The organism is Streptomyces sp. RerS4 (assembly GCF_023515955.1).
Classification (GTDB): Bacteria; Actinomycetota; Actinomycetes; order Streptomycetales; family Streptomycetaceae; genus Streptomyces.
In genome coordinates this window covers 887939-906067 of record NZ_CP097322.1, presented here as the reverse complement: position 1 = coordinate 906067, position 18129 = coordinate 887939, and the positions used below count along the sequence as shown (strand labels likewise).

15 protein-coding genes are annotated in these 18129 nt (G+C 73.0%); 10 read left to right on the top strand and 5 right to left on the bottom strand.

Going from position 1 to position 18129, the window contains the following annotated elements:
- Positions 1–22: 22 nt before the first annotated feature.
- Positions 23–1666 (bottom strand): serine hydrolase domain-containing protein, encoded by a 1644-nt coding sequence (locus M4D82_RS04105; protein ID WP_249764715.1) that lies wholly within the window; start codon positions 1664–1666, stop codon positions 23–25.
- 464 nt (positions 1667–2130) lie between these two features.
- Here M4D82_RS04105 and M4D82_RS04100 point away from each other — a divergent pair, with 464 nt between their 5' ends.
- Positions 2131–3273, top strand: coding sequence for an NAD(P)H-dependent flavin oxidoreductase (locus tag M4D82_RS04100; RefSeq protein WP_249764714.1), 1143 nt, complete (start codon positions 2131–2133; stop codon positions 3271–3273).
- Entirely contained in the window at positions 3270–4832 is a 1563-nt protein-coding gene (locus M4D82_RS04095) for an acyl-CoA synthetase (protein ID WP_249764713.1), read from the top strand. The genes M4D82_RS04100 and M4D82_RS04095 overlap by 4 nt, the downstream gene beginning before the upstream one ends.
- A 45-nt stretch (positions 4833–4877) precedes the next feature.
- Here the strand turns inward: M4D82_RS04095 and M4D82_RS04090 are convergent, their stop codons facing one another.
- Positions 4878–5429 (bottom strand): DinB family protein, encoded by a 552-nt coding sequence (locus M4D82_RS04090; RefSeq protein ID WP_249764712.1) that lies wholly within the window; start codon positions 5427–5429, stop codon positions 4878–4880.
- A gap of 166 nt (positions 5430–5595) precedes the next feature.
- Between M4D82_RS04090 and M4D82_RS04085 the strand changes: the two genes are divergently transcribed.
- Positions 5596–6732 (top strand): calcium:cation antiporter, encoded by a 1137-nt coding sequence (locus tag M4D82_RS04085; RefSeq protein WP_249764711.1) that lies wholly within the window; start codon positions 5596–5598, stop codon positions 6730–6732.
- A 74-nt stretch (positions 6733–6806) separates the two neighbouring features.
- Positions 6807–8309 (top strand): fatty acyl-CoA synthetase, encoded by a 1503-nt coding sequence (locus M4D82_RS04080; protein WP_249764710.1) that lies wholly within the window; start codon positions 6807–6809, stop codon positions 8307–8309.
- Between the two features lie 55 nt (positions 8310–8364).
- Here the strand turns inward: M4D82_RS04080 and M4D82_RS04075 are convergent, their stop codons facing one another.
- Together M4D82_RS04075 and paaK are read right to left on the bottom strand one after the other, a co-directional pair.
- On the bottom strand, positions 8365–9186 hold the full coding sequence (locus M4D82_RS04075) for a YhjD/YihY/BrkB family envelope integrity protein (protein WP_249764709.1): 822 nt from the start codon (positions 9184–9186) through the stop codon (positions 8365–8367).
- A gap of 120 nt (positions 9187–9306) precedes the next feature.
- Complete coding sequence (paaK, locus tag M4D82_RS04070) at positions 9307–10629, bottom strand: phenylacetate--CoA ligase PaaK (RefSeq protein ID WP_249764708.1); 1323 nt, start codon at positions 10627–10629, stop codon at positions 9307–9309.
- A 111-nt stretch (positions 10630–10740) separates the two neighbouring features.
- Here paaK and M4D82_RS04065 point away from each other — a divergent pair, with 111 nt between their 5' ends.
- Entirely contained in the window at positions 10741–11589 is an 849-nt protein-coding gene (locus tag M4D82_RS04065; RefSeq protein ID WP_249771443.1) for an alpha/beta fold hydrolase, read from the top strand.
- 149 nt (positions 11590–11738) lie between these two features.
- Positions 11739–11954 carry a hypothetical protein gene (locus tag M4D82_RS04060; RefSeq protein WP_249764707.1) on the top strand — a complete coding sequence of 72 codons (216 nt, stop codon included), beginning with the start codon at positions 11739–11741 and terminating at the stop codon, positions 11952–11954.
- A 53-nt stretch (positions 11955–12007) separates the two neighbouring features.
- Here M4D82_RS04060 and M4D82_RS04055 read toward each other — a convergent pair whose 3' ends face one another.
- Positions 12008–13642, bottom strand: a complete 1635-nt coding sequence (locus M4D82_RS04055; RefSeq protein ID WP_249764706.1) for an acyl-CoA synthetase — start codon at positions 13640–13642, stop codon at positions 12008–12010.
- 174 nt (positions 13643–13816) lie between these two features.
- Between M4D82_RS04055 and M4D82_RS04050 the strand changes: the two genes are divergently transcribed.
- The 4 genes from M4D82_RS04050 (at position 13817) to M4D82_RS04035 (ending at position 18033) form a co-directional block, all read left to right on the top strand.
- On the top strand, positions 13817–14617 hold the full coding sequence (locus M4D82_RS04050) for a crotonase/enoyl-CoA hydratase family protein (protein ID WP_249764705.1): 801 nt from the start codon (positions 13817–13819) through the stop codon (positions 14615–14617).
- A gap of 172 nt (positions 14618–14789) precedes the next feature.
- On the top strand, positions 14790–15794 hold the full coding sequence (locus M4D82_RS04045) for a Zn-ribbon domain-containing OB-fold protein (protein WP_249764704.1): 1005 nt from the start codon (positions 14790–14792) through the stop codon (positions 15792–15794).
- Positions 15794–16861 carry a thiolase family protein gene (locus tag M4D82_RS04040; RefSeq protein ID WP_249764703.1) on the top strand — a complete coding sequence of 356 codons (1068 nt, stop codon included), beginning with the start codon at positions 15794–15796 and terminating at the stop codon, positions 16859–16861. The genes M4D82_RS04045 and M4D82_RS04040 overlap by 1 nt, the downstream gene beginning before the upstream one ends.
- Positions 16858–18033 (top strand): thiolase family protein, encoded by a 1176-nt coding sequence (locus tag M4D82_RS04035; protein ID WP_249764702.1) that lies wholly within the window; start codon positions 16858–16860, stop codon positions 18031–18033. Before M4D82_RS04040 ends, M4D82_RS04035 begins: the two co-directional genes overlap by 4 nt.
- The last annotated feature ends 96 nt before the right edge of the window (positions 18034–18129 follow it).

Here is an 18129-nt window from a genome sequence, read left to right as displayed (position 1 = left end):
CCCGCCTCCTCCTCGCGCGGGCTCAGTCGGACGAGCGGGTCCAGCCGGTGGCCTGGATGCGGGCGGCGTCGGTCGGGCGGTCCTCGGCGAAGAGCAGGGCCGACGGTTCGGCCACCCGTACGACGTCCACGTAGATCCCGCGTCCGACGTAGCGGCCGGTCGAGGCGTGGCGGAAGCGCAGGATGACCTGGCGGCCCGCCCAGGTGGGCAGGGGGGCTTCGAGGCGGTGCCAGACGCGGCCCGACCAGCCGCCGGCGCTGCCGTCCGGCCACCGCTCCGGGGCGCCGCCCGTGGTGCGGACGGTGGTGAACGGCACGGGATGCCAGTCCACCCCGTCCGGCGAGGCCTCCAGGTGGAAGGCGCCCGCACCGGGCACGGTGTCCCACCACACGGCGCAGCGCAGCCGGGCCCGCGCGGTGGTGGGGGTGAGCGGCGGGAGGGTGAGGACGCCCGCGCCGCCGGTGTCCATGCCCGAGTACCAGGCCGGGCCGCCGTGCCTCGTGCGCACGGGGACGGCGCGGGCGAAGCGGTTGCCGGTCGCGACGCGGGGCGCGCTGCCGGCCCGCCAGGTGCGTACGGGGTGGACGGAGTTGCCGAGCAGGATGAGGAAGGAGTCGGTGGAGGGGTCCAGGACCAGCGAGGTGCCGGTGAAACCGGTGTGGCCGGCGGAGTGCGGGGTGGCCATCGCGCCCATGTACCAGTGCTGGTAGAGCTCGAAGCCCAGGCCGTGGTCATCGCCGGGGAAGGCGGTGTTGTAGTCGGTGAAGAGCAGTTCGACGGAGGCGGGGCCGAGGATGCGCCGCCCCGCGTAGACCCCGCCGTCGAGGAGCGCGCGGGAGAGGATGGCGAGGTCCCAGGCGGTGCCGAAGACGCCGGCGTGTCCCGCGATCCCGCCGAGAGCGTACGCGTTCTCGTCGTGGACCTCGCCCCAGACGAGCCCCCGGTCCAGGCCCGACCACGGCGGACGCTGCACCTCGGTGGCGGCGGTGACGCGGCGCCAGGAAAGCGGGGGGTTGTAGCGCGTGCGGTGCATCCCGAGCGGAGCGGTGATCTCGTCGTGCAGCAGGGCGTCCAAGGTACGGCCGGTGATCCGTTCCAGGAGCAGGTGCAACGCGATGAGGTTCAGGTCGGAGTACCGGTACACCGTCCCGGGCGTGTCCTGCGGTCGCACCGCCCACAGCAGCCGCAGTCGCCCCTCGCGGGTGGACTCCTTGTAGAAGGGCGCCCACGAGCGCAACCCCGAGGTGTGCGTGAGCAGCTGGCGGACGGTCACCCGTTCCTTGCCGCCGCCCGTGAACTTCGGCAGGTACCGGGCGACCGGAGCCTCCAGCTCCAGCCGCCCCCGCTCCATCTGCTGCACGGCCAGGATCGAGGTGAACAGCTTGCTCAGGGAGGCCAGGTCGAACACCGTGTCCTCCGCCACCGCGATCCGCTCGGCGGCCGGGAGCTCCCTCGGCCGGTCGGTGCGGCCGTCGTAGTCCGCGTAGCGCACCGCGTCGCCCATGGCCCGGTGCAGGGCGACCGTACGGCCGCGCCCCGCGAGGACCACCGCGCCGGCGTAGTAGGGGTGGGTGGGGGAGGGGCCGAGGAAGCGCCGGGCCTCCTCGGCCACCGCCTCCAGGTGCCGTTCCACCAGTCCGGCCTGGCGCGCGGAGCCGTACCGCAAGTGCAGCCCCTGTAGGGCCCGCCGCTCGACCGGGTTCCCGCCGAAGTCGGCGCCCCCACCGCGCCCGAGGCCCCCGCCCGCGCCCCCCGCGCCACCCGCCCCGCCTGTCCCACCCGTCCCGCCCGTACGCCGCCCCCGCCGCCGCCCCGCCCCGCCGGCCGCCGCCCGCGCCGCCCGCCGCCCCCGCCGACCGGCCGGGCAGCGCGGCGTGCAGGACGAGGACCCCGCCGAGCGTCAACAGCCGCGCCCCGAGCCGCCTGCGGCCGATCCCACCCCTTGCTCCCGTACCGTCCGTCCCGGCCCCGTAACCACCCATGTCCCGGCCCTCCTGTCCCCGTCCGCGCACGCTACTGGGTATCTGCCCGCCCACCGCGGACCCTCCGCACCGCCCGGCCGTCAAAGAATCTGACGCAGCATCAGAAAACCCCTTCCCTCACCCGCCGCGCTGCGGCATCCTCACGCCCATGGAGACGGAGCTGAGCAAGAAACTGGGAGTCGAGCACGCCATCTTCGGCTTCACGCCCTTCCCGGCGGTCGCCGCGGCCATCACCCGCGCGGGAGGGTTCGGCGTCCTCGGAGCGGTCCGCTACACCGCTCCCGACGACCTCAAACGCGACCTCGACTGGATGCAGGCGCACACCGACGGCAAGCCCTACGGGCTCGACGTCGTCATGCCCGCCAAGAAGGCCGTCGACGGCATCGGCGAGGCCGAGATCGAGGCGATGATCCCGGCCGGGCACCGCGCCTTCGTCCGCGACACCCTCGCCAAGCACCACGTACCCGAACTGCCCGAGGGCGAGGCCTCCGGCTGGCGCATCACCGGCTGGATGGAACAGGTCGCCCGCAACCAGCTCGACGTCGCCTTCGACTACCCCATCAAACTCCTGGCGAACGCCCTCGGTTCCCCGCCCGCCGACGTCATCGCCCGCGCCCACGCCCACGGCGTCCTCGTCGCCGCCCTCGCCGGCAGCGCCAAACACGCCCGCCGGCACGCCGAAGCCGGCATCGACATCGTCGTCGCCCAGGGCTACGAGGCCGGCGGCCACACCGGCGACATCGCCACCATGGTCCTCGTCCCGGAGATCGCCGAAGCCGTCGCCCCCCTGCCCGTCCTCGCCGCCGGCGGCATCGGCAGCGGCGAACAGATCGCCGCCGGCCTCGCCCTCGGCGCCCAGGGCGTCTGGCTCGGCTCCCTCTGGCTCACCACCACCGAGGCCGACCTCCACTCCCGCGCCCTCACCGCCAAACTCCTCGCCGCCGGCTCCGGTGACACCGTCCGCTCCCGCGCCCTCACCGGCAAACCCGCCCGCCAACTGCGCACCGAGTGGACCGACGCCTGGGACGACCCCGCCGGCCCCGGCGCGCTCCCGATGCCACTGCAGGGCCTGCTCGTCGCCGAGGCCGTCTCGCGGATCCAGAAGTACGAGGTCCAGCCGCTGCTCGGCACCCCCGTCGGCCAGATCGTCGGCCGGATGAACGCCGAACGCCCCGTCCGGGCCGTCTTCGACGAACTCACCGCCGGCTTCGAGCGCGCCGTCGACCGCATCAACCGCATCGCCGGCCGAGCACCGGCCGGCGGACCCGAGGGAGGACCGCGACCGACATGAGCGAGCAGCAGAACACCCGCCCCAACGGGTTCTGGGCCCAGGCGGCCGCCGACCCCGACCGCACCGTCCTCGTCGCCCCCGACGGCGAGACATGGTCCGCCGGTCGCCTGCACGCCGACGTCAACCGCCTCGTCCACGGCCTGCGCGCCGCCGGACTGGAACGCGGCGACGCCTTCGCCGTCGTCCTGCCCAACGGCGTCGAGTTCTTCACCGCCTACCTCGCCGCCTCCCAGGCCGGCTTCTACCTCGTCCCCGTCAACCACCACCTCGTCGGCCCCGAGATCGCCTGGATCGTCTCCGACTCCGGCGCCAAGGTCCTCATCGCCCACGAACGCTTCGCCGAGGCCGCCACCGCCGCCGCCGACGAGGCGGGCCTCCCGGGGGAGCGCCGCTACGCCGTCGGAGCCGTCCCGGGCTTCGCCCCGTACGCGGCCCTCCTCGACGGGCAGCCCACCACGCCCCCCGACGGGCGCACCCTCGGCTGGGTGATGAACTACACCTCCGGCACCACCGGCCGCCCGCGCGGCATCCGCCGCCCCCTGACCGGCCGCCTCCCGGAGGAGACGTACCTCGGCGGGTTCCTCGCCATCTTCGGCATCCGGCCCTTCGACGACAACGTCCACCTCGTCTGCTCGCCGCTCTACCACACGGCCGTACTCCAGTTCGCGGGCGCGTCGCTGCACATCGGCCACCCGCTGGTCCTCATGGACAAGTGGACCCCCGAGGAGATGCTGCGCCTGATCGACCGCCACTCCTGCACGCACACCCACATGGTCCCCACCCAGTTCCACCGCCTGCTCGCCCTCCCGCAGCACACGAAGGACGCCTACGACGTCTCCTCCATGCGGCACGCCATCCACGGCGCCGCCCCCTGCCCGGACCACGTCAAACGGGCCATGATCGACTGGTGGGGCCGCTGTGTCGAGGAGTACTACGCGGCCAGCGAGGGCGGCGGCGCCTTCGCCACCGCCGAGGAATGGCTCAAGCGGCCGGGCACCGTCGGCAAGGCCTGGCCGATCAGCGAACTCGCCGTCTTCGACGACGACGGCAGGCGGCTGGCCCCCGGCGAAGTGGGCACCGTCTACATCAAGATGAACACCGGCGGCTTCAGCTACCACAAGGACGAGGGCAAGACGCGCAAGAACCGCATCGGTGACTTCTTCACCGTCGGCGACCTCGGCCTGCTCGACGAGGAGGGCTACCTCTTCCTGCGCGACCGCAAGATCGACATGATCATCTCGGGCGGCGTCAACATCTACCCCGCCGAGATCGAATCGGCCCTGCTCACCCACCCGGCCGTCGCGGACGCCGCCGCCTTCGGGATCCCGCACGACTCCTGGGGCGAGGAGGTCAAGGCCGTCATCGAACCCGCCGAGGGCTTCGAAGCGGGCGACGCCCTGGCCGCCGAGATCCTCCACCACTGCGAACGACAACTCGCCGGCTACAAACGCCCCAAGTCGGTCGACTTCATCGCCACCATGCCCCGCGACCCGAACGGCAAGCTCTACAAGCGCCGCCTGCGCGACCCCTACTGGGAAGGCCGCGAACGCGCCATGTGACGTGGCGGCGCCGGCCCCTGGCGAGGGCCCGGGGCACGGTGCGGCCTACACGCCGACGGCTCCGTCGATCCGCTCCCGCAGCAGGTCGGCGTGGCCGTTGTGCCGCGCGTACTCCTCGACCATGTGGATGAGCACCCAGCGCAGCGACACCGTCCCCCGCCACCCGTCGTCGCCCTCGACGTCCAGGTCGGGGGCCTCGGCGGCGAAGCGCTCGGCGAACGCCACCTCGTCGCGCCACGCCTCCCACGCCTCCGCCACGGCCTCCGGGCCGTCCCCGGCACCCTCGAAGTCGCCGTCGGGCGCGGCCGCCGAGGAGAAGCGCGGCGGCGCGTCCTGACCGGCCATTACCGACCGGAACCAACGGCGTTCCACATCGGCCAGGTGCCGTACCAGGCCCAGCAGGGAGAGCGTCGACGGCTCCACGGACCGCCGCGACAACTCCGACCCCAGACCGGCGCACTTCAGCTCCAGGGTCCTGCGCTGGGCCGCGAGGACGGCGGCGAGCAGGGGCCGCTCGTCCCCGGTCGCGGGACCGGTGAACCGCTGCTCGCTGCCGGCGCCCGGGAACAGTTCCGCTCTTCGCGTCAGGCTCTCCATGCTCCGGATCATGAACCATCGGGCGGCTCACCCGGAAGGCCGGGCGGCGGCAGGTCGGGCGGACGATGTCCGCCACGCCCGGATATTTGGTGAGAAGTACCACGTCAGGGCCCCGAAAGCCGTCCAGGCGCCGCACCGGGGGAGCGGTTCTGGCAAGTTGGCCGGTATGAGTACGGCAACGCGCAGATCCCCCCTGACCGACTGGACCGTCCTGGTCCCCGTGGTGGCGCTCCTCGCGCTCGTCTTCAGCTGGGGACGCGAACTGCCCGGACTCGCGGTGGTCCTGGTCTCGCTGTGCCTGGCGGGCGCGGTCCTCGCGGCCGTCCACCACGCCGAGGTCGTCGCCCACCGGGTCGGCGAACCCTTCGGCTCGCTCGTCCTGGCCGTCGCCGTCACCGTCATCGAAGTGGCCCTGATCGTCACCCTGATGGCCGACGGCGGCGACAAGACCTCCTCCCTCGCCCGGGACACCGTCTTCGCCGCCGTCATGATCACCTGCAACGGCATCGTAGGCCTGTCCCTGCTCGTCGGCGCCCTGCGCAACCGCGTCGCCGTCTTCCACGCCGAAGGATCCGGCGCGGCGCTGGCCACCGTCGCCACGCTCGCCGTACTGAGCCTCGTCCTGCCCACCTTCACCACCAGCAAGCCCGGCCCCGAGTTCTCCAGCGCCCAGCTGACCTTCGCCGCCGTGGCCTCACTCGCCCTCTACGGGCTGTTCATCACCGTCCAGACGGTCCGTCACCGGGACTACTTCCTGCCCGTCGACACCACGCAGGCCACGGGCACCACGCCCGCCCGTGACGCGCGGGCCGCCGGCGAGGACGAGGGCCACGCCGAACCCCCCACCTCCCGCGCCGCCCTGATCAGCCTCGGCCTGCTGCTCGTCGCCCTCGTCGCCGTCGTCGGCAACGCCAAAGCCGTTTCCCCGACCATCGAGTCGGGCGTCGCGAACGCGGGCCTGCCCCACGCCGTCGTCGGCGTGATCATCGCCCTGCTCGTCCTGCTCCCCGAAACCCTGGCCGCCGTCCGCGCCGCCCGCCGGGACCGCGTACAGACCAGCCTCAACCTCGCCTACGGATCGGCCATCGCCAGCATCGGCCTCACCATCCCGGCCATCGCCCTCGCCTCGATCTGGCTCACCGGCCCCCTGCTCCTCGGCCTCGGCGCCATCCACATGGTGCTGCTCGCCCTGACCGTCGTGGTCAGCGCCCTCACCATCGTCCCCGGCCGCGCCACCCTCCTCCAGGGCGGCGTCCACCTCGTCCTCCTGGCCGCCTACCTCTTCCTCGCCGTCAGCCCCTGACCCGGCGTCGGCCGCATCGCCGGACGGCGCGGCGATGTTGACCCCGCCGGAGGGGCCGGGCGAGGATCGCGGGCATGACGCCAGTGCGGGACAACACGGTCGACGGACTCGTACGGGACAGCGCGCGGCGGGTGCCCGAGCGCGTCGCCGTCCGCTACCGCGAACGGAGCTGGACGTACGCGGAACTCGACGCGGCCGTGTCCACCGGAGCCGCCGTCCTGCGCGACGGATACGGGCTCGCGCCCGGCGAGCGGGTCGCGACCTTCGCCCACAACTCCGACGCCTATCTCATCGCCTTCCTGGCCTGCGCCCGCGCCGGCCTCACCCACGTGCCGGTCAATCAGAACCTGACCGGCGAGGACCTCGCGCACATCCTCGGCGACTGCGCGAGCGCCCTCGTGCTGGCCGATCCGGACCTGGCGGGGCGGGTGCCCGACGGGTGGCCCGCACGCCCGCTGCGCGACGCGCCCGACTCGTTCCTCGCGCGCCTGGCCGAGCCCCTGCCCTTCGAGGCGGCGGGGGACGACCCCGACGCGCTGGTGCAACTGCTCTACACGTCCGGGACCACGGCCCTGCCCAAGGGCGCGATGATGACGCACCGGGCGCTCGCGCACGAGTACGAGAGCGCGATCGACGCGCTCGACCTGGCGGAGGACGACCGGCCCCTGCACTCGCTGCCGCTCTACCACTCGGCGCAGACGCACGTCTTCCTGCTGCCCTACCTGGCCGTCGGCGCCCGCAACACCATCCTCGACGGGCCGGCCGCCGAGGTGATCTTCGACCTGGTCGAGTCGGGCGACGCGGACAGCCTCTTCGCCCCGCCGACGGTCTGGATCGCGCTCGCCAACCACGCGCAGTTCCCCGACCGGGACCTGCGGTCCCTGCGCAAGGCGTACTACGGCGCCTCGATCATGCCCGTCCCCGTCCTGGAACGCCTCCGGGCCCGGCTGCCCGATCTGGGCTTCTACAACTGCTTCGGGCAGAGCGAGATCGGCCCCCTGGCCACGGTGTTGGGGCCCGACGAACACGAGGGCCGGATGGACTCGTGCGGCCGGCCCGTACGCCACGTGGAGGCGAGGATCGTCGACGAGGACGGCGCCGACGTGGCGGACGGCACGCCCGGCGAGGTCGTCTACCGCTCCCCGCAACTGTGCCTGGGCTACTGGAACGACGCCGAGGCCACCGAGAAGGCCTTCCGCGACGGGTGGTTCCGCTCCGGGGACCTCGCGGTGCGCGACACCGACGGGTACTTCACCGTGGTCGACCGGGTCAAGGACGTCATCAACTCGGGCGGGGTCCTCGTCGCCTCCCGGCAGGTCGAGGACGCGCTGTACGCGCACCCGGGGGTGGCGGAGGCGGCGGTGGTCGGACTGCCGGACGAGCGGTGGATCGAGGCCGTCACGGCGGTGGTGGTGCCGCGCGGGGAGGTCACCGAGGCGGAGCTGCTGGCGTACGCGCGCGAGCGGCTGGCCCACTTCAAGGCCCCGAAGCGGGTCCTCTTCGTGGACACCCTGCCGCGCAACGCCAGCGGCAAGATCCTCAAGCGCGAGCTGCGCGCCCGCTTCACGGCGGGCTGAACGGGGCGACCCGGGGTCGAGGGGGCAGGGGCTGCGGCGGGCAGGGGGGAAGGGGTCAAGCCGGCAGGAGTCCGTCCTGTCGCAGCCGGCGTTGGACGAGGTGTTCGTGGACCAGGCGGCCCACCAAGGCCCCGCCGTAGACCACGAACCCGACGCCGACCAGCCAGGACTGCACGACCAGCAGCGTGCCGAACGGGCCGTACGTGACGGCGTTCGAGGCGATCAGCGGGGAGAACACCACCTGCGAGAAGGTCCGCAGCCCGAGCAGGCCGACGCTGGTCGCCACCGCCCCCGGCAGCATGGCCCGCCACCGGACCCGGCCGCCCAACAGGATCCGGCCCGAGCTCCAGAAGAACAGGCAGGTGCCGAGCACGTCGCCGGAGGTGCCCAGAGCCGTGCCGACCCAGTCGTCGGACGGGGCGGGGATGCCGACGAGCAGCGCCAGGTAGCAGACCAGCAGGGCCAGCCACACCACGTGCCGCCACATGGTGTGCCAGCGGGCGGTCGGCAGGTCCCACACCTTCTCGTACCCGGTCTGCACGGCCGAGCCGAAGGTCAGGCCGAACACGGCGAGGGCGGCCAACCCGAAGGCGGTGGTCCGTTCCAGTGCCAGGTCCGCCGCTCCGAACAGCAGCTCCACACGGGCACGGGAGGCTTCCGACACCCCGAGGGCCTGACCCAGCCAGCGGCCGAAGCCGGAACCACTGCCGGGAGCGGCCGCCGCCACCACCACCAGGAGCGGCACCAGGGTGAGGAACCCGAGGGCGGCGAAGCCCATCGCCCGGTGCATGAGCTCGATCTCCCGGCCGCGACTCCAGGCCAGCCCGAGGGGAGAGCCCAGGAGCCGGTCGTGGAGCCGCCGGAGATGCGAGGTCACGCCCCATGGACTACCCGGACGGGCCGGTGGAGTCCCGGAGGCCGCACCGAAGTGGGGCCGAAGGGATGGCTCGGGAGTTCCCGCTCGGCCCGGACCTCTCGGGGCGGGCGGGGGTGACGCTCACTCGCGTGGGGTGCGGAGGTCGCGGATGCGCTTGATCTTGCCGAGCGAGCGCTCCAGGGTCTCCGGGTCCACCACCTCCACCGCCACCGACACCCCGACGGATTCCTTCACCGCCCGGACGAGCTCGGCGGCCGCCGTGCGACGGCGTTCCGCGTCGGCCTCGCGGCGAGCCTCCACCCGTACGGTCAGTGCGTCCATGCGGCCCTCCCGGGTCAGGCGCAGCTGGAAGTGCGGGGCGAGGCCCGGGGTACGCAGGAGGATCTCCTCGATCTGGGTCGGGTAGAGGTTCACCCCGCGCAGGATGATCATGTCGTCGGTGCGGCCGGTCACCTTCTCCATACGGCGGAAGGCGGCTCTGGCCGTCCCCGGCAGCAGCCGGGTCAGGTCCCGGGTTCGGTAGCGGACGACGGGCATGGCCTCCTTGGTGAGGGAGGTGAAGACCAGCTCGCCCGGCTCCCCGTCCGGCAGGACGGCGCCCGTCAGCGGATCGATCACCTCGGGGTAGAAGTGGTCCTCCCAGATGTGCAGGCCGTCCTTGTGGGAGGCGAACTCCTGCGCCACCCCCGGTCCCATCACCTCGGACAGGCCGTAGATGTCCACGGCGTCCATCCCGAGCCGCTCCTCGATCTCCCGGCGCATCTCCTCGGTCCACGGCTCCGCGCCGAATATCCCCGTCCGCAGGGAGGTCGCGCGCGGGTCGATGCCCTGGCGCTCCATCTCGTCGAGCAGGGTGAGCATGTAGGAGGGGGTCACCATGATGACCTCCGGCCGGAAGTCCTGGATGAGGGCGACCTGCCGGTCGGTCATGCCCCCGGAAGCCGGCACGACCGTACAGCCCAGCCGCTCCGCCCCGTAGTGCGCGCCGAGCCCGCCGGTGAACAGGCCGTACCCGTAGGCGACGTGCACCATCTGTCCGGGGCGGCCGCCCGCCGCGCGGATCGACCGGGCGACGACATCCGCCCAGGTGGACAGGTCCCGCTCGGTGTACCCCACCACCGTGGGCCGGCCGGTGGTGCCGCTGGAGGCGTGCACGCGGCGCACCTCGGAGCGGGGGACCGCGAACATCCCGAAGGGGTACTCCTCGCGCAGGTCGGCCTTGGTGGTGAAGGGGAAGAGGGACAGGTCGGCCAGGGAGCGGCAGTCGTCGGGGTGCACCCCGGCCTTCTCGAAGGCCCGACGGTAGAAGGGCACGTGCTCGTACACCCGGTACAGGGTGTCCCGCAGCCGCTTCAGCTGGAGCGCCGCCAGTTCGTCGGCGCTCAGCCGCTCGCCCTCGTCCCGGAAATCCGCGTCCGCCGCGTCCGCCGTGTATGCCGTCATCTCGTCACCTCACCGGAAACCCCACCAACCGAACGTTCATTCGGCAGATTGCCGGACCCGGCCGGCTAAATCAATGACTCGAACGAGTGATCATCTGATGGGATGGCGCCCATGCCTGCCTTCACCACCTTCGACGGAACCGAACTCGCCTACCACCCGGACGGCGAGGGAACCCCACTGGTCTGCCTGCCGGGCGGCGCCATGCGCGCCTCGACCTACCTCGGTGACCTCGGTGGCCTGCCCGCCGGACGTCGGCTCGTCCGCCTCGACCTGCGCGGCACCGGCGACTCCGCGATCCCGGCGGACGAGGCGACGTACCGGGTGGACCACCAGGTCGCCGACGTCGAGGCCCTCCGCCTCCACCTCGGCCTCGAACGCCTGGACCTCCTCGCCCACTCGGCCGGCGGCAACCTCGCCCTGCTCTACGCCGCCGCGCACCCCGAACGGGTCGGCCGGATGGCCCTGATCACCCCCACGGCCCGGGCCGTGGACCTGCCCGTCTCCGCCGAGCAGAAGCTCACGGCGGCGCGCCTGCGGGCGGGCGTCGCCCTCTACGACCGTGCGATCGAGGCCTACGAGCGGATCCTCGCCGGCGTCGACACGGACGAGGTCTGGGACCTGGCCGCCCCGCTCTTCTACGGCCGCTGGGACGAGACCGCCCGCGCGCACCACGCCGCGAACCCCCACGAACAGAACGAGAAGGCCGCAACCGTCTTCGCCCACCCCGACGCCTTCGACCCGCCCGCCACCCGCGCCGCTCTGCGGCGGGTGGCAGCCCCGGTCCTGGTCCTGGCGGGGGAGCTGGACGGCAATCCCCCGCCCGCGCACGCCGCCCGCCTCGCCGAGCTGTTCCCGCACGGGCTGATCGACGTCCAGCCGGGCGCGAGCCACTTCCCGTGGCTGGACGACCCGGCCTGGTTCGCCGCCCGCGTCGAACGCTTCCTGGCCGCCGGCGTCTGAACTGCCGGCGTCTGAGCCGCGGGCGCCCGCGCCGCCGGCGGCCGAGCGGCGTCCGCGCGCCCGGCGGCGTACGGTCGAAGGAGGAGCGGGCGAGCGCGAGGCGCGACGCGTGCCGTCCGCTGTCCGAAGCGCGATGGGAGGCGGCCGTCATGTCCGTCATCGACCCCGCGGTGTCCGTGCGGCTCAGCGCCTCCGAAGCGCGCCGGCTGGCCGGGATGCTGGCCGAAACCGCCCACCTCCTGGAGGACGCGGGCCCCGAGCGCCTGACCGACGGACAGGTGGCGGTCCTGGGTCAGGGCGCCGACCGCGCGGAACTCGCGGGCTGGACCCGCGCCCTCGCGGCCGAACTGCGCGCCCAGCGGTAAGCGGGCAGCCCGGCGGTGCGCTCGGGCCCCGGCCCGCACCACCACCCGTATGTTCAGCGTGCCGCCGCGTCGGCCTCCGTCGCCACCGACTTCGCCCACCGGTAGTCCGCCTTGCCGCTCGGCGAGCGCTGGATCGTCGGCGCGATCACCAGCTGGCGCGGGATCTTGTACCCGGCGAGCCGGGTCCGGCAGTGCAGCTGGATCTCCTCAAGCGTGGGCTCCGGCGCCCCTGCCCGGACCTGGACCACCGCCGCGACATGGCTGCCCCACGTCGGATCCGCCACCCCCGCGACCAGGGCGTCGTACACGTTCGGATGCGACTTCAGCGCCTGCTCGACCTCCTCCGGGTAGACCTTCTCGCCCCCCGTGTTGATGCACTGAGAGCCCCGCCCCAGGACCGTGACGATGCCCTCCTCGTCGACCGTCGCCATGTCGCCCAGCAGCACCCACCGCTCGGACCCCTTCTGGAAGAACGTCTCCGCGGTCTTGACCGGGTCGTTGTAGTAGCCGAGCGGTACGTGTCCGCGCTGCGCCAGCCGCCCCGGCTGCCCGACCGCCACCGGCTCGTGCGTCACCGGGTCCACCACCTGCGTACGGTCGTTGACCTGGAGCCGGAAGCCCTTCTCCGGCCCCGAGTCGTCCGTGGCCCGGCCGTTCGAACCGGACTCCGAGGAGCCGAAGTTGTTCAGCAGCACCACGTTCGGCACCAGCCGCTGGAACTCCGCGCGCACCGTCTCCGACATGATCGCGCCGGATGAGGAGACGCTGAACAGCGAGGACAGGTCCGTCCCCTTGAGCGGCCCGTTCAGGGCGTCGATGAGGGGCCGCAGCATCGCGTCGCCGACCAGCGAGACGCTCGACACCTTCTCCTTCTCTATGGTGCGCAGCACCTCCTCCGGCACGTACTTGCGGTGGACGACCACGCGCTGGCCGTAGTTGAAGGCGATGAACGAGGTCAGGGTCGAGGTGCCGTGCATCAGCGGCGGAGCGGGGAAGAAGGTCAGGCCCGCGCCCCGCGCCGCCACCCGCTCGGCCAGTTCCTCCGGCCGCTTCACCGGCTCGCCCGACGGCTCGCCGCCGAAGAGCCCCGCGAAGAACAGGTCCTCGGCCCGCCACATGACGCCCTTGGGCATGCCCGTCGTGCCGCCCGTGTAGATGATGAACAGGTCGTCGGGGCTGCGCTCGGGGAACCCGCGCTCGGGAGACCCGGCCGCCTCCGCGTCCGCGTACGCCACCGGCGCCACGGCGGGCTCCGGGGCGCCGTCCGGAGTCGTTCCGACGCGGATCAGGTGCCGCAGCTTCGTCGTCTGCGGCAGCGCGGCCGCCACCCGCTCGGTGAACTCGCCCTCGAAGACGAGCGCGGCGAGGTCGGCGTCGTTGTAGAGGTAGACCAGCTCCTCTTCCACGTACCGGTAGTTGACGTTCACCGGCACCAGGCGCGCCTTCAGGCAGGCCAGGACGGTCTGGAGGTATTCGATGCCGTTGTAGAGATGCAGCCCCACGTGCTCGCCCGGCCGCAGCCCGCTGTCCATCAGGTGGTGCGCGACGCGGTTCGCGGCGGTGTCCAGCTCCGCGTACGTCAGGCGGCGCTCGGCGCCGGTCCCGGGGTGGTCCACGTACACCAGGGCCTCGCGGTCCGGGACCACGTCCACGACCGACTCGAACAGGTCGGCAAGGTTGTACTCCACCGTTCCTCCTGACCCGAAAAATCCCATGGCTGGGCTGCTCGGCGGTCATTAGAGCGCCGCCCGGTCCAAGTGGGAAGGGTGCACGCCAAGAAATCTGACTGAGTGTCAGAAAACTATTGAACTGCACCCTCCCCTCCTGCAACCTGTTCTAGGTCTTGAGACGGGAGGACGGCAATGGGCGGGACGGAACACCTGACCGTGGAACGCCGGGGCGCCACGCTGGTGCTCACCATGAACAGGCCGGAGGCGAAGAACGCGCTCTCGCTTCCCCTGCTGGTGGGGCTCTACGACGGCTGGCTGGAGGCGGACGCCGACGAATCGATCCGCTCCGTGGTCCTCACGGGCGCGGGCGGCGACTTCTGCGCGGGGATGGACCTCAAGGCGCTGGCCGGCAAGGGCATGGCGGGCGAGCGCTACCGGGACCGGCTCAAGGACGACCCCGACCTGCACTGGAAGGCGATGCTCCGCCACCACCGCCCGCGCAAGCCGGTGATCGCGGCGGTGGAGGGCTACTGCGTGGCCGGCGGGACGGAGATCCTCCAGGGCACCGACATCCGCGTCGCGGGGGCCGGGGCCACGTTCGGGCTGTTCGAGGTCAAGCGGGGCCTGTTCCCGATCGGGGGCTCCACGGTCCGGCTGCCCCGCCAGATCCCCCGGACGCACGCACTGGAGATGCTGCTGACGGGGCGCCCGTACTCCGCCGAGGAGGCCGCCCGGATCGGGCTGGTCGGCCGGGTGGTGCCGCAGGGCACCGCGCTGGAGACGGCCCTGGAGATCGCCGAGCAGATCAACGCGTGCGGGCCGCTGGCCGTCGAGGCCGTCAAGGCCTCCGTCTACGAGACCGCCGAGCTGACCGAGAAGGAAGGGCTGGCCTCGGAACTCCTGCGGGGCTGGCCGATCTTCGACACGGCCGACGCGAAGGAGGGGGCACGCGCCTTCGCGGAAAAGCGGCCCGCGGTATACCGACGCGAGTAACCACCGACCCGCCCCCGACTCCCGCACCCGGGCCCCCGGCCCCCGCACCCCCGGGGCCGGACCAGGCCCCCGGCCGACACGCCGGCGTGGCCGGCGTGGGCCCGTCCACCCGAACGCCCCCGACGACGGCGGGGCACGAGTGCGCCCGCCACCGAACACCGGAGAGCCGTCCATGACCGCAGCCGCGTCGCCACCCGAGGTGCTCCGCGCGCCTCTCGTCGTCGAGTTCCCCTTCACCCGCTCGCTCGGGCCCGTCCAGAGCGCCTTCCTCAGCGGCCTGCGCGACCGCGTCGTCCTCGGCGTCACGACCTCCGCCGGAACGGTGATGGTGCCGCCCGTCGAGTACGACCCCGTCACCGCCGAGGAGTTGCGCGAACTCGTCGAGGTCGCGCCCACCGGCACCGTCACCACCTGGGCCTGGAACGGCTCCCCGCGCCCCCACCAGCCCCTCGGCACCCCCTTCGCCTGGGTCCTGGTCAGGCTCGACGGCGCCGACACCGCGATCCTGCACGCCCTCGACGCCCCCGGCCCCGAGGCCGTCACCACCGGCATGCGGGTCCGGATCCGTTGGGCCGCCGAGCGCGTCGGCGCCATCACCGACATCGCCTGCTTCGAACCCGCCGACGACCGAACCGACCCGACCGACCCGACCGACCCGACCGGCTCCGCCGACCCCGCAGCGGCCCCCGTCCCCCACTCCGGCACCTTCGCCGACCCCGTCACCGGCATCGTCGCCGAGGCCCGCCTCGACTACACCTACAGCCCCGGCCGGGCCCAGACCGCCTACATCAACGCCCTCGCCGAGCGCCGCACCGTCGGCGAGCGCTGTCCCTCCTGCCACAAGGTGTACGTCCCCCCGCGCGGCGCCTGCCCCACCTGCGGCGTCGCCACCACCGACCAGGTCGAGGTCGGCCCCGCCGGGACGGTCACCACGTTCTGCATCGTCAACATCAAAGCGAAGAACCTCGACATCGAGGTCCCCTACGTCTACGCCCACATCGCCCTCGACGGCGCCGACCTCGCCCTCCACGGCCGGATCGGCGGCATCCCGTACGACCAGGTCCGCATGGGCCTGCGCGTCGAACCGGTCTGGACCGACGGCGGCCGCCACCCCGACCACTACCGGCCCACCGGCGAGCCGGACGCCGACTACGACGCGTACAAGGAGCTCATCTGATGCCCACGACGAGCAGGTACGCCCGCGACGTGGCCGTCGTCGCGTTCGCGCAGAGCGACCACCTGCGCCGCACCGACGAACTCAGCGAAGTCGAGATGGTCATGCCGGTCCTGCACGAGGTCCTGGCCGCCACCGGTCTGAAGGCCGGCGAGATCGGCTTCACCTGCTCCGGCTCCAGCGACTACCTCGCCGGCCGGGCCTTCTCCTTCACCATGACCCTCGACGGCGTCGGCGCCTGGCCGCCGATCTCCGAGTCCCACGTCGAGATGGACGGCGCCTGGGCGCTCTACGAGGCCTGGGTCAAGATCCAGACCGGCGAGGCCGACACCGCGCTCGTCTACGCCTACGGGAAGTCCTCCCCGGGCTCCGTCCGCGACGTCCTCACCCGCCAGCTCGACCCGTACTACCTCGCCCCCCTGTGGCCCGACTCGGTGGCCCTCGCCGCCCTCCAGGCGCGGGCGCTCATCGACGCCGGACAGACCGACGAGGCCGCGCTGGCCGCCGTGGGAGCCCGCAGCCGGGCCGCCGCCCGGCACAACCCGCACGCCCAACTGCGGGGCTCCGTAGCGCAAGGCGACTACCAGGTGGCCCCGCTGCGTACGGGCGACTGCCCGCCCGTCGGCGACGGCGCGGCGGCGGTGATCCTGGCCGCCGGCGACAGCGCGCGGCGGCTGTGCGAGCGGCCCGCCTGGATCACCGGCATCGACCACCGCATCGAGGCGCACGGCCTGGGCCTGCGCGACCTCACCGACTCCCCCTCCACCCGGCTCGCCGCCGAGCGGGCCGGGTTCTTCGACGCCCCGGTGGACACGGCCGAGCTGCACGCGCCGTTCTCCTCCCAGGAGGTCGTGCTCCGCAAGGCCCTCGGCCTCGGCGACGAGGTCACCGTCAACCCGTCCGGCGGGGCCCTCGCCGCCAACCCGATGATGGCCGCCGGTCTGATCCGCATCGGCGAGGCCGCCGCCCGCATCCACCGGGGCGCCTCCGACCGGGCCGTCGCCCACGCGACCTCCGGCCCCTGCCTCCAGCAGAACCTGGTCGCCGTCCTGGAAGGGGACCGAGCATGAGCACCTCGGGCAAGGAGCCCGTCGCCGTCGTCGGCGTCGGCCAGACCAAACACGTCGCCGCCCGCCACGACGTCTCGATCGCGGGCCTGGTTCGCGAGGCGGCCGTCCGCGCCCTCGCCGACGCCGAACTGACCTGGGCGGACATCGACGCCGTCGTGATCGGCAAGGCCCCCGACTTCTTCGAGGGCGTGATGATGCCGGAGCTGTACCTGGCCGACGCCCTGGGAGCCGTCGGCAAGCCCATGCTGCGCGTGCACACGGCCGGTTCGGTCGGCGGGTCCACGGCGCTCGTCGCCTCCGGTCTCGTCGCCGCCCGCGTCCACCGCACCGTGCTCACCCTCGCCTTCGAGAAGCAGTCCGAGTCCAACGCCATGTGGGGCCTGTCCCTGCCCGTCCCCTTCCAACAGCCGCTGCTGGCGGGCGCCGGCGGGTTCTTCGCCCCGCACGTGCGCGCGTACATGCGACGCACCGGAGCACCCGACACCGTCGGCTCGCTCGTCGCCTACAAGGACCGCCGCAACGCGCTGAAGAACCCCTACGCGCACCTCCACGAGCACGACATCACCCTGGAGAAGGTCCAGGCCTCGCCCATGCTGTGGGACCCGATCCGCTACTCCGAGACCTGCCCCTCCTCCGACGGGGCCTGCGCCATGGTCCTCACCGACCGGGCGGGCGCCGCCCGCGCGCCCAAGGCCCCGGCGTGGCTGCACGGCGGGGCGATGCGCAGCGAACCGACGCTCTTCGCGGGCAAGGACTTCGTCTCCCCGCAGGCGGGCAAGGACTGTGCGGCGGACGTGTACCGGCAGGCCGGTATCACCGACCCGCGCCGCGAGATCGACGCCGTCGAGATGTACGTCCCCTTCTCCTGGTACGAGCCGATGTGGCTGGAGAACCTCGGCTTCGCCGAGGAGGGCGAGGGCTGGAAACTCACCGAGGCCGGGGTCACCGAACTCGACGGCGACCTGCCCGTGAACCCGTCAGGGGGCGTCCTGTCCACCAACCCGATCGGCGCCTCCGGCATGATCCGCTTCGCGGAGGCGGCCCTCCAGGTACGCGGCCGGGCCGGGGAACACCAGGTCCCGAACGCCCGCCGGGCGATGGGGCACGCGTACGGCGGCGGCGCGCAGTTCTTCTCGATGTGGCTGGTCGGGGCCGAGCCGCCGACCTCCTGAACACGAGCGTCACTCGCGCCCGACAGGCGTGACGCACCGTGGCCTGTCCGGCACGCGCTGCGATGGCTACCCTGGGCCCCCGGACGACGTACCGGG

What these genes read in the sequence shown, in the direction of transcription:
- M4D82_RS04085 (WP_249764711.1), top strand. Translation starts at nt 5,596, where the DNA reads ATGAGTACGGCAACGCGCAGATCCCCCCTGACCGACTGGACCGTCCTG.
- M4D82_RS04050 (WP_249764705.1), top strand. Translation starts at nt 13,817, where the DNA reads ATGGGCGGGACGGAACACCTGACCGTGGAACGCCGGGGCGCCACGCTG.
- M4D82_RS04035 (WP_249764702.1), top strand. Translation starts at nt 16,858, where the DNA reads ATGAGCACCTCGGGCAAGGAGCCCGTCGCCGTCGTCGGCGTCGGCCAG.
- M4D82_RS04045 (WP_249764704.1), top strand. Translation starts at nt 14,790, where the DNA reads ATGACCGCAGCCGCGTCGCCACCCGAGGTGCTCCGCGCGCCTCTCGTC.
- paaK (WP_249764708.1), bottom strand. Translation starts at nt 10,629, where the DNA reads ATGACGGCATACACGGCGGACGCGGCGGACGCGGATTTCCGGGACGAG.
- M4D82_RS04065 (WP_249771443.1), top strand. Translation starts at nt 10,741, where the DNA reads ATGCCTGCCTTCACCACCTTCGACGGAACCGAACTCGCCTACCACCCG.
- M4D82_RS04090 (WP_249764712.1), bottom strand. Translation starts at nt 5,429, where the DNA reads ATGGAGAGCCTGACGCGAAGAGCGGAACTGTTCCCGGGCGCCGGCAGC.
- M4D82_RS04080 (WP_249764710.1), top strand. Translation starts at nt 6,807, where the DNA reads ATGACGCCAGTGCGGGACAACACGGTCGACGGACTCGTACGGGACAGC.
- M4D82_RS04060 (WP_249764707.1), top strand. Translation starts at nt 11,739, where the DNA reads ATGTCCGTCATCGACCCCGCGGTGTCCGTGCGGCTCAGCGCCTCCGAA.
- M4D82_RS04100 (WP_249764714.1), top strand. Translation starts at nt 2,131, where the DNA reads ATGGAGACGGAGCTGAGCAAGAAACTGGGAGTCGAGCACGCCATCTTC.
- M4D82_RS04095 (WP_249764713.1), top strand. Translation starts at nt 3,270, where the DNA reads ATGAGCGAGCAGCAGAACACCCGCCCCAACGGGTTCTGGGCCCAGGCG.
- M4D82_RS04040 (WP_249764703.1), top strand. Translation starts at nt 15,794, where the DNA reads ATGCCCACGACGAGCAGGTACGCCCGCGACGTGGCCGTCGTCGCGTTC.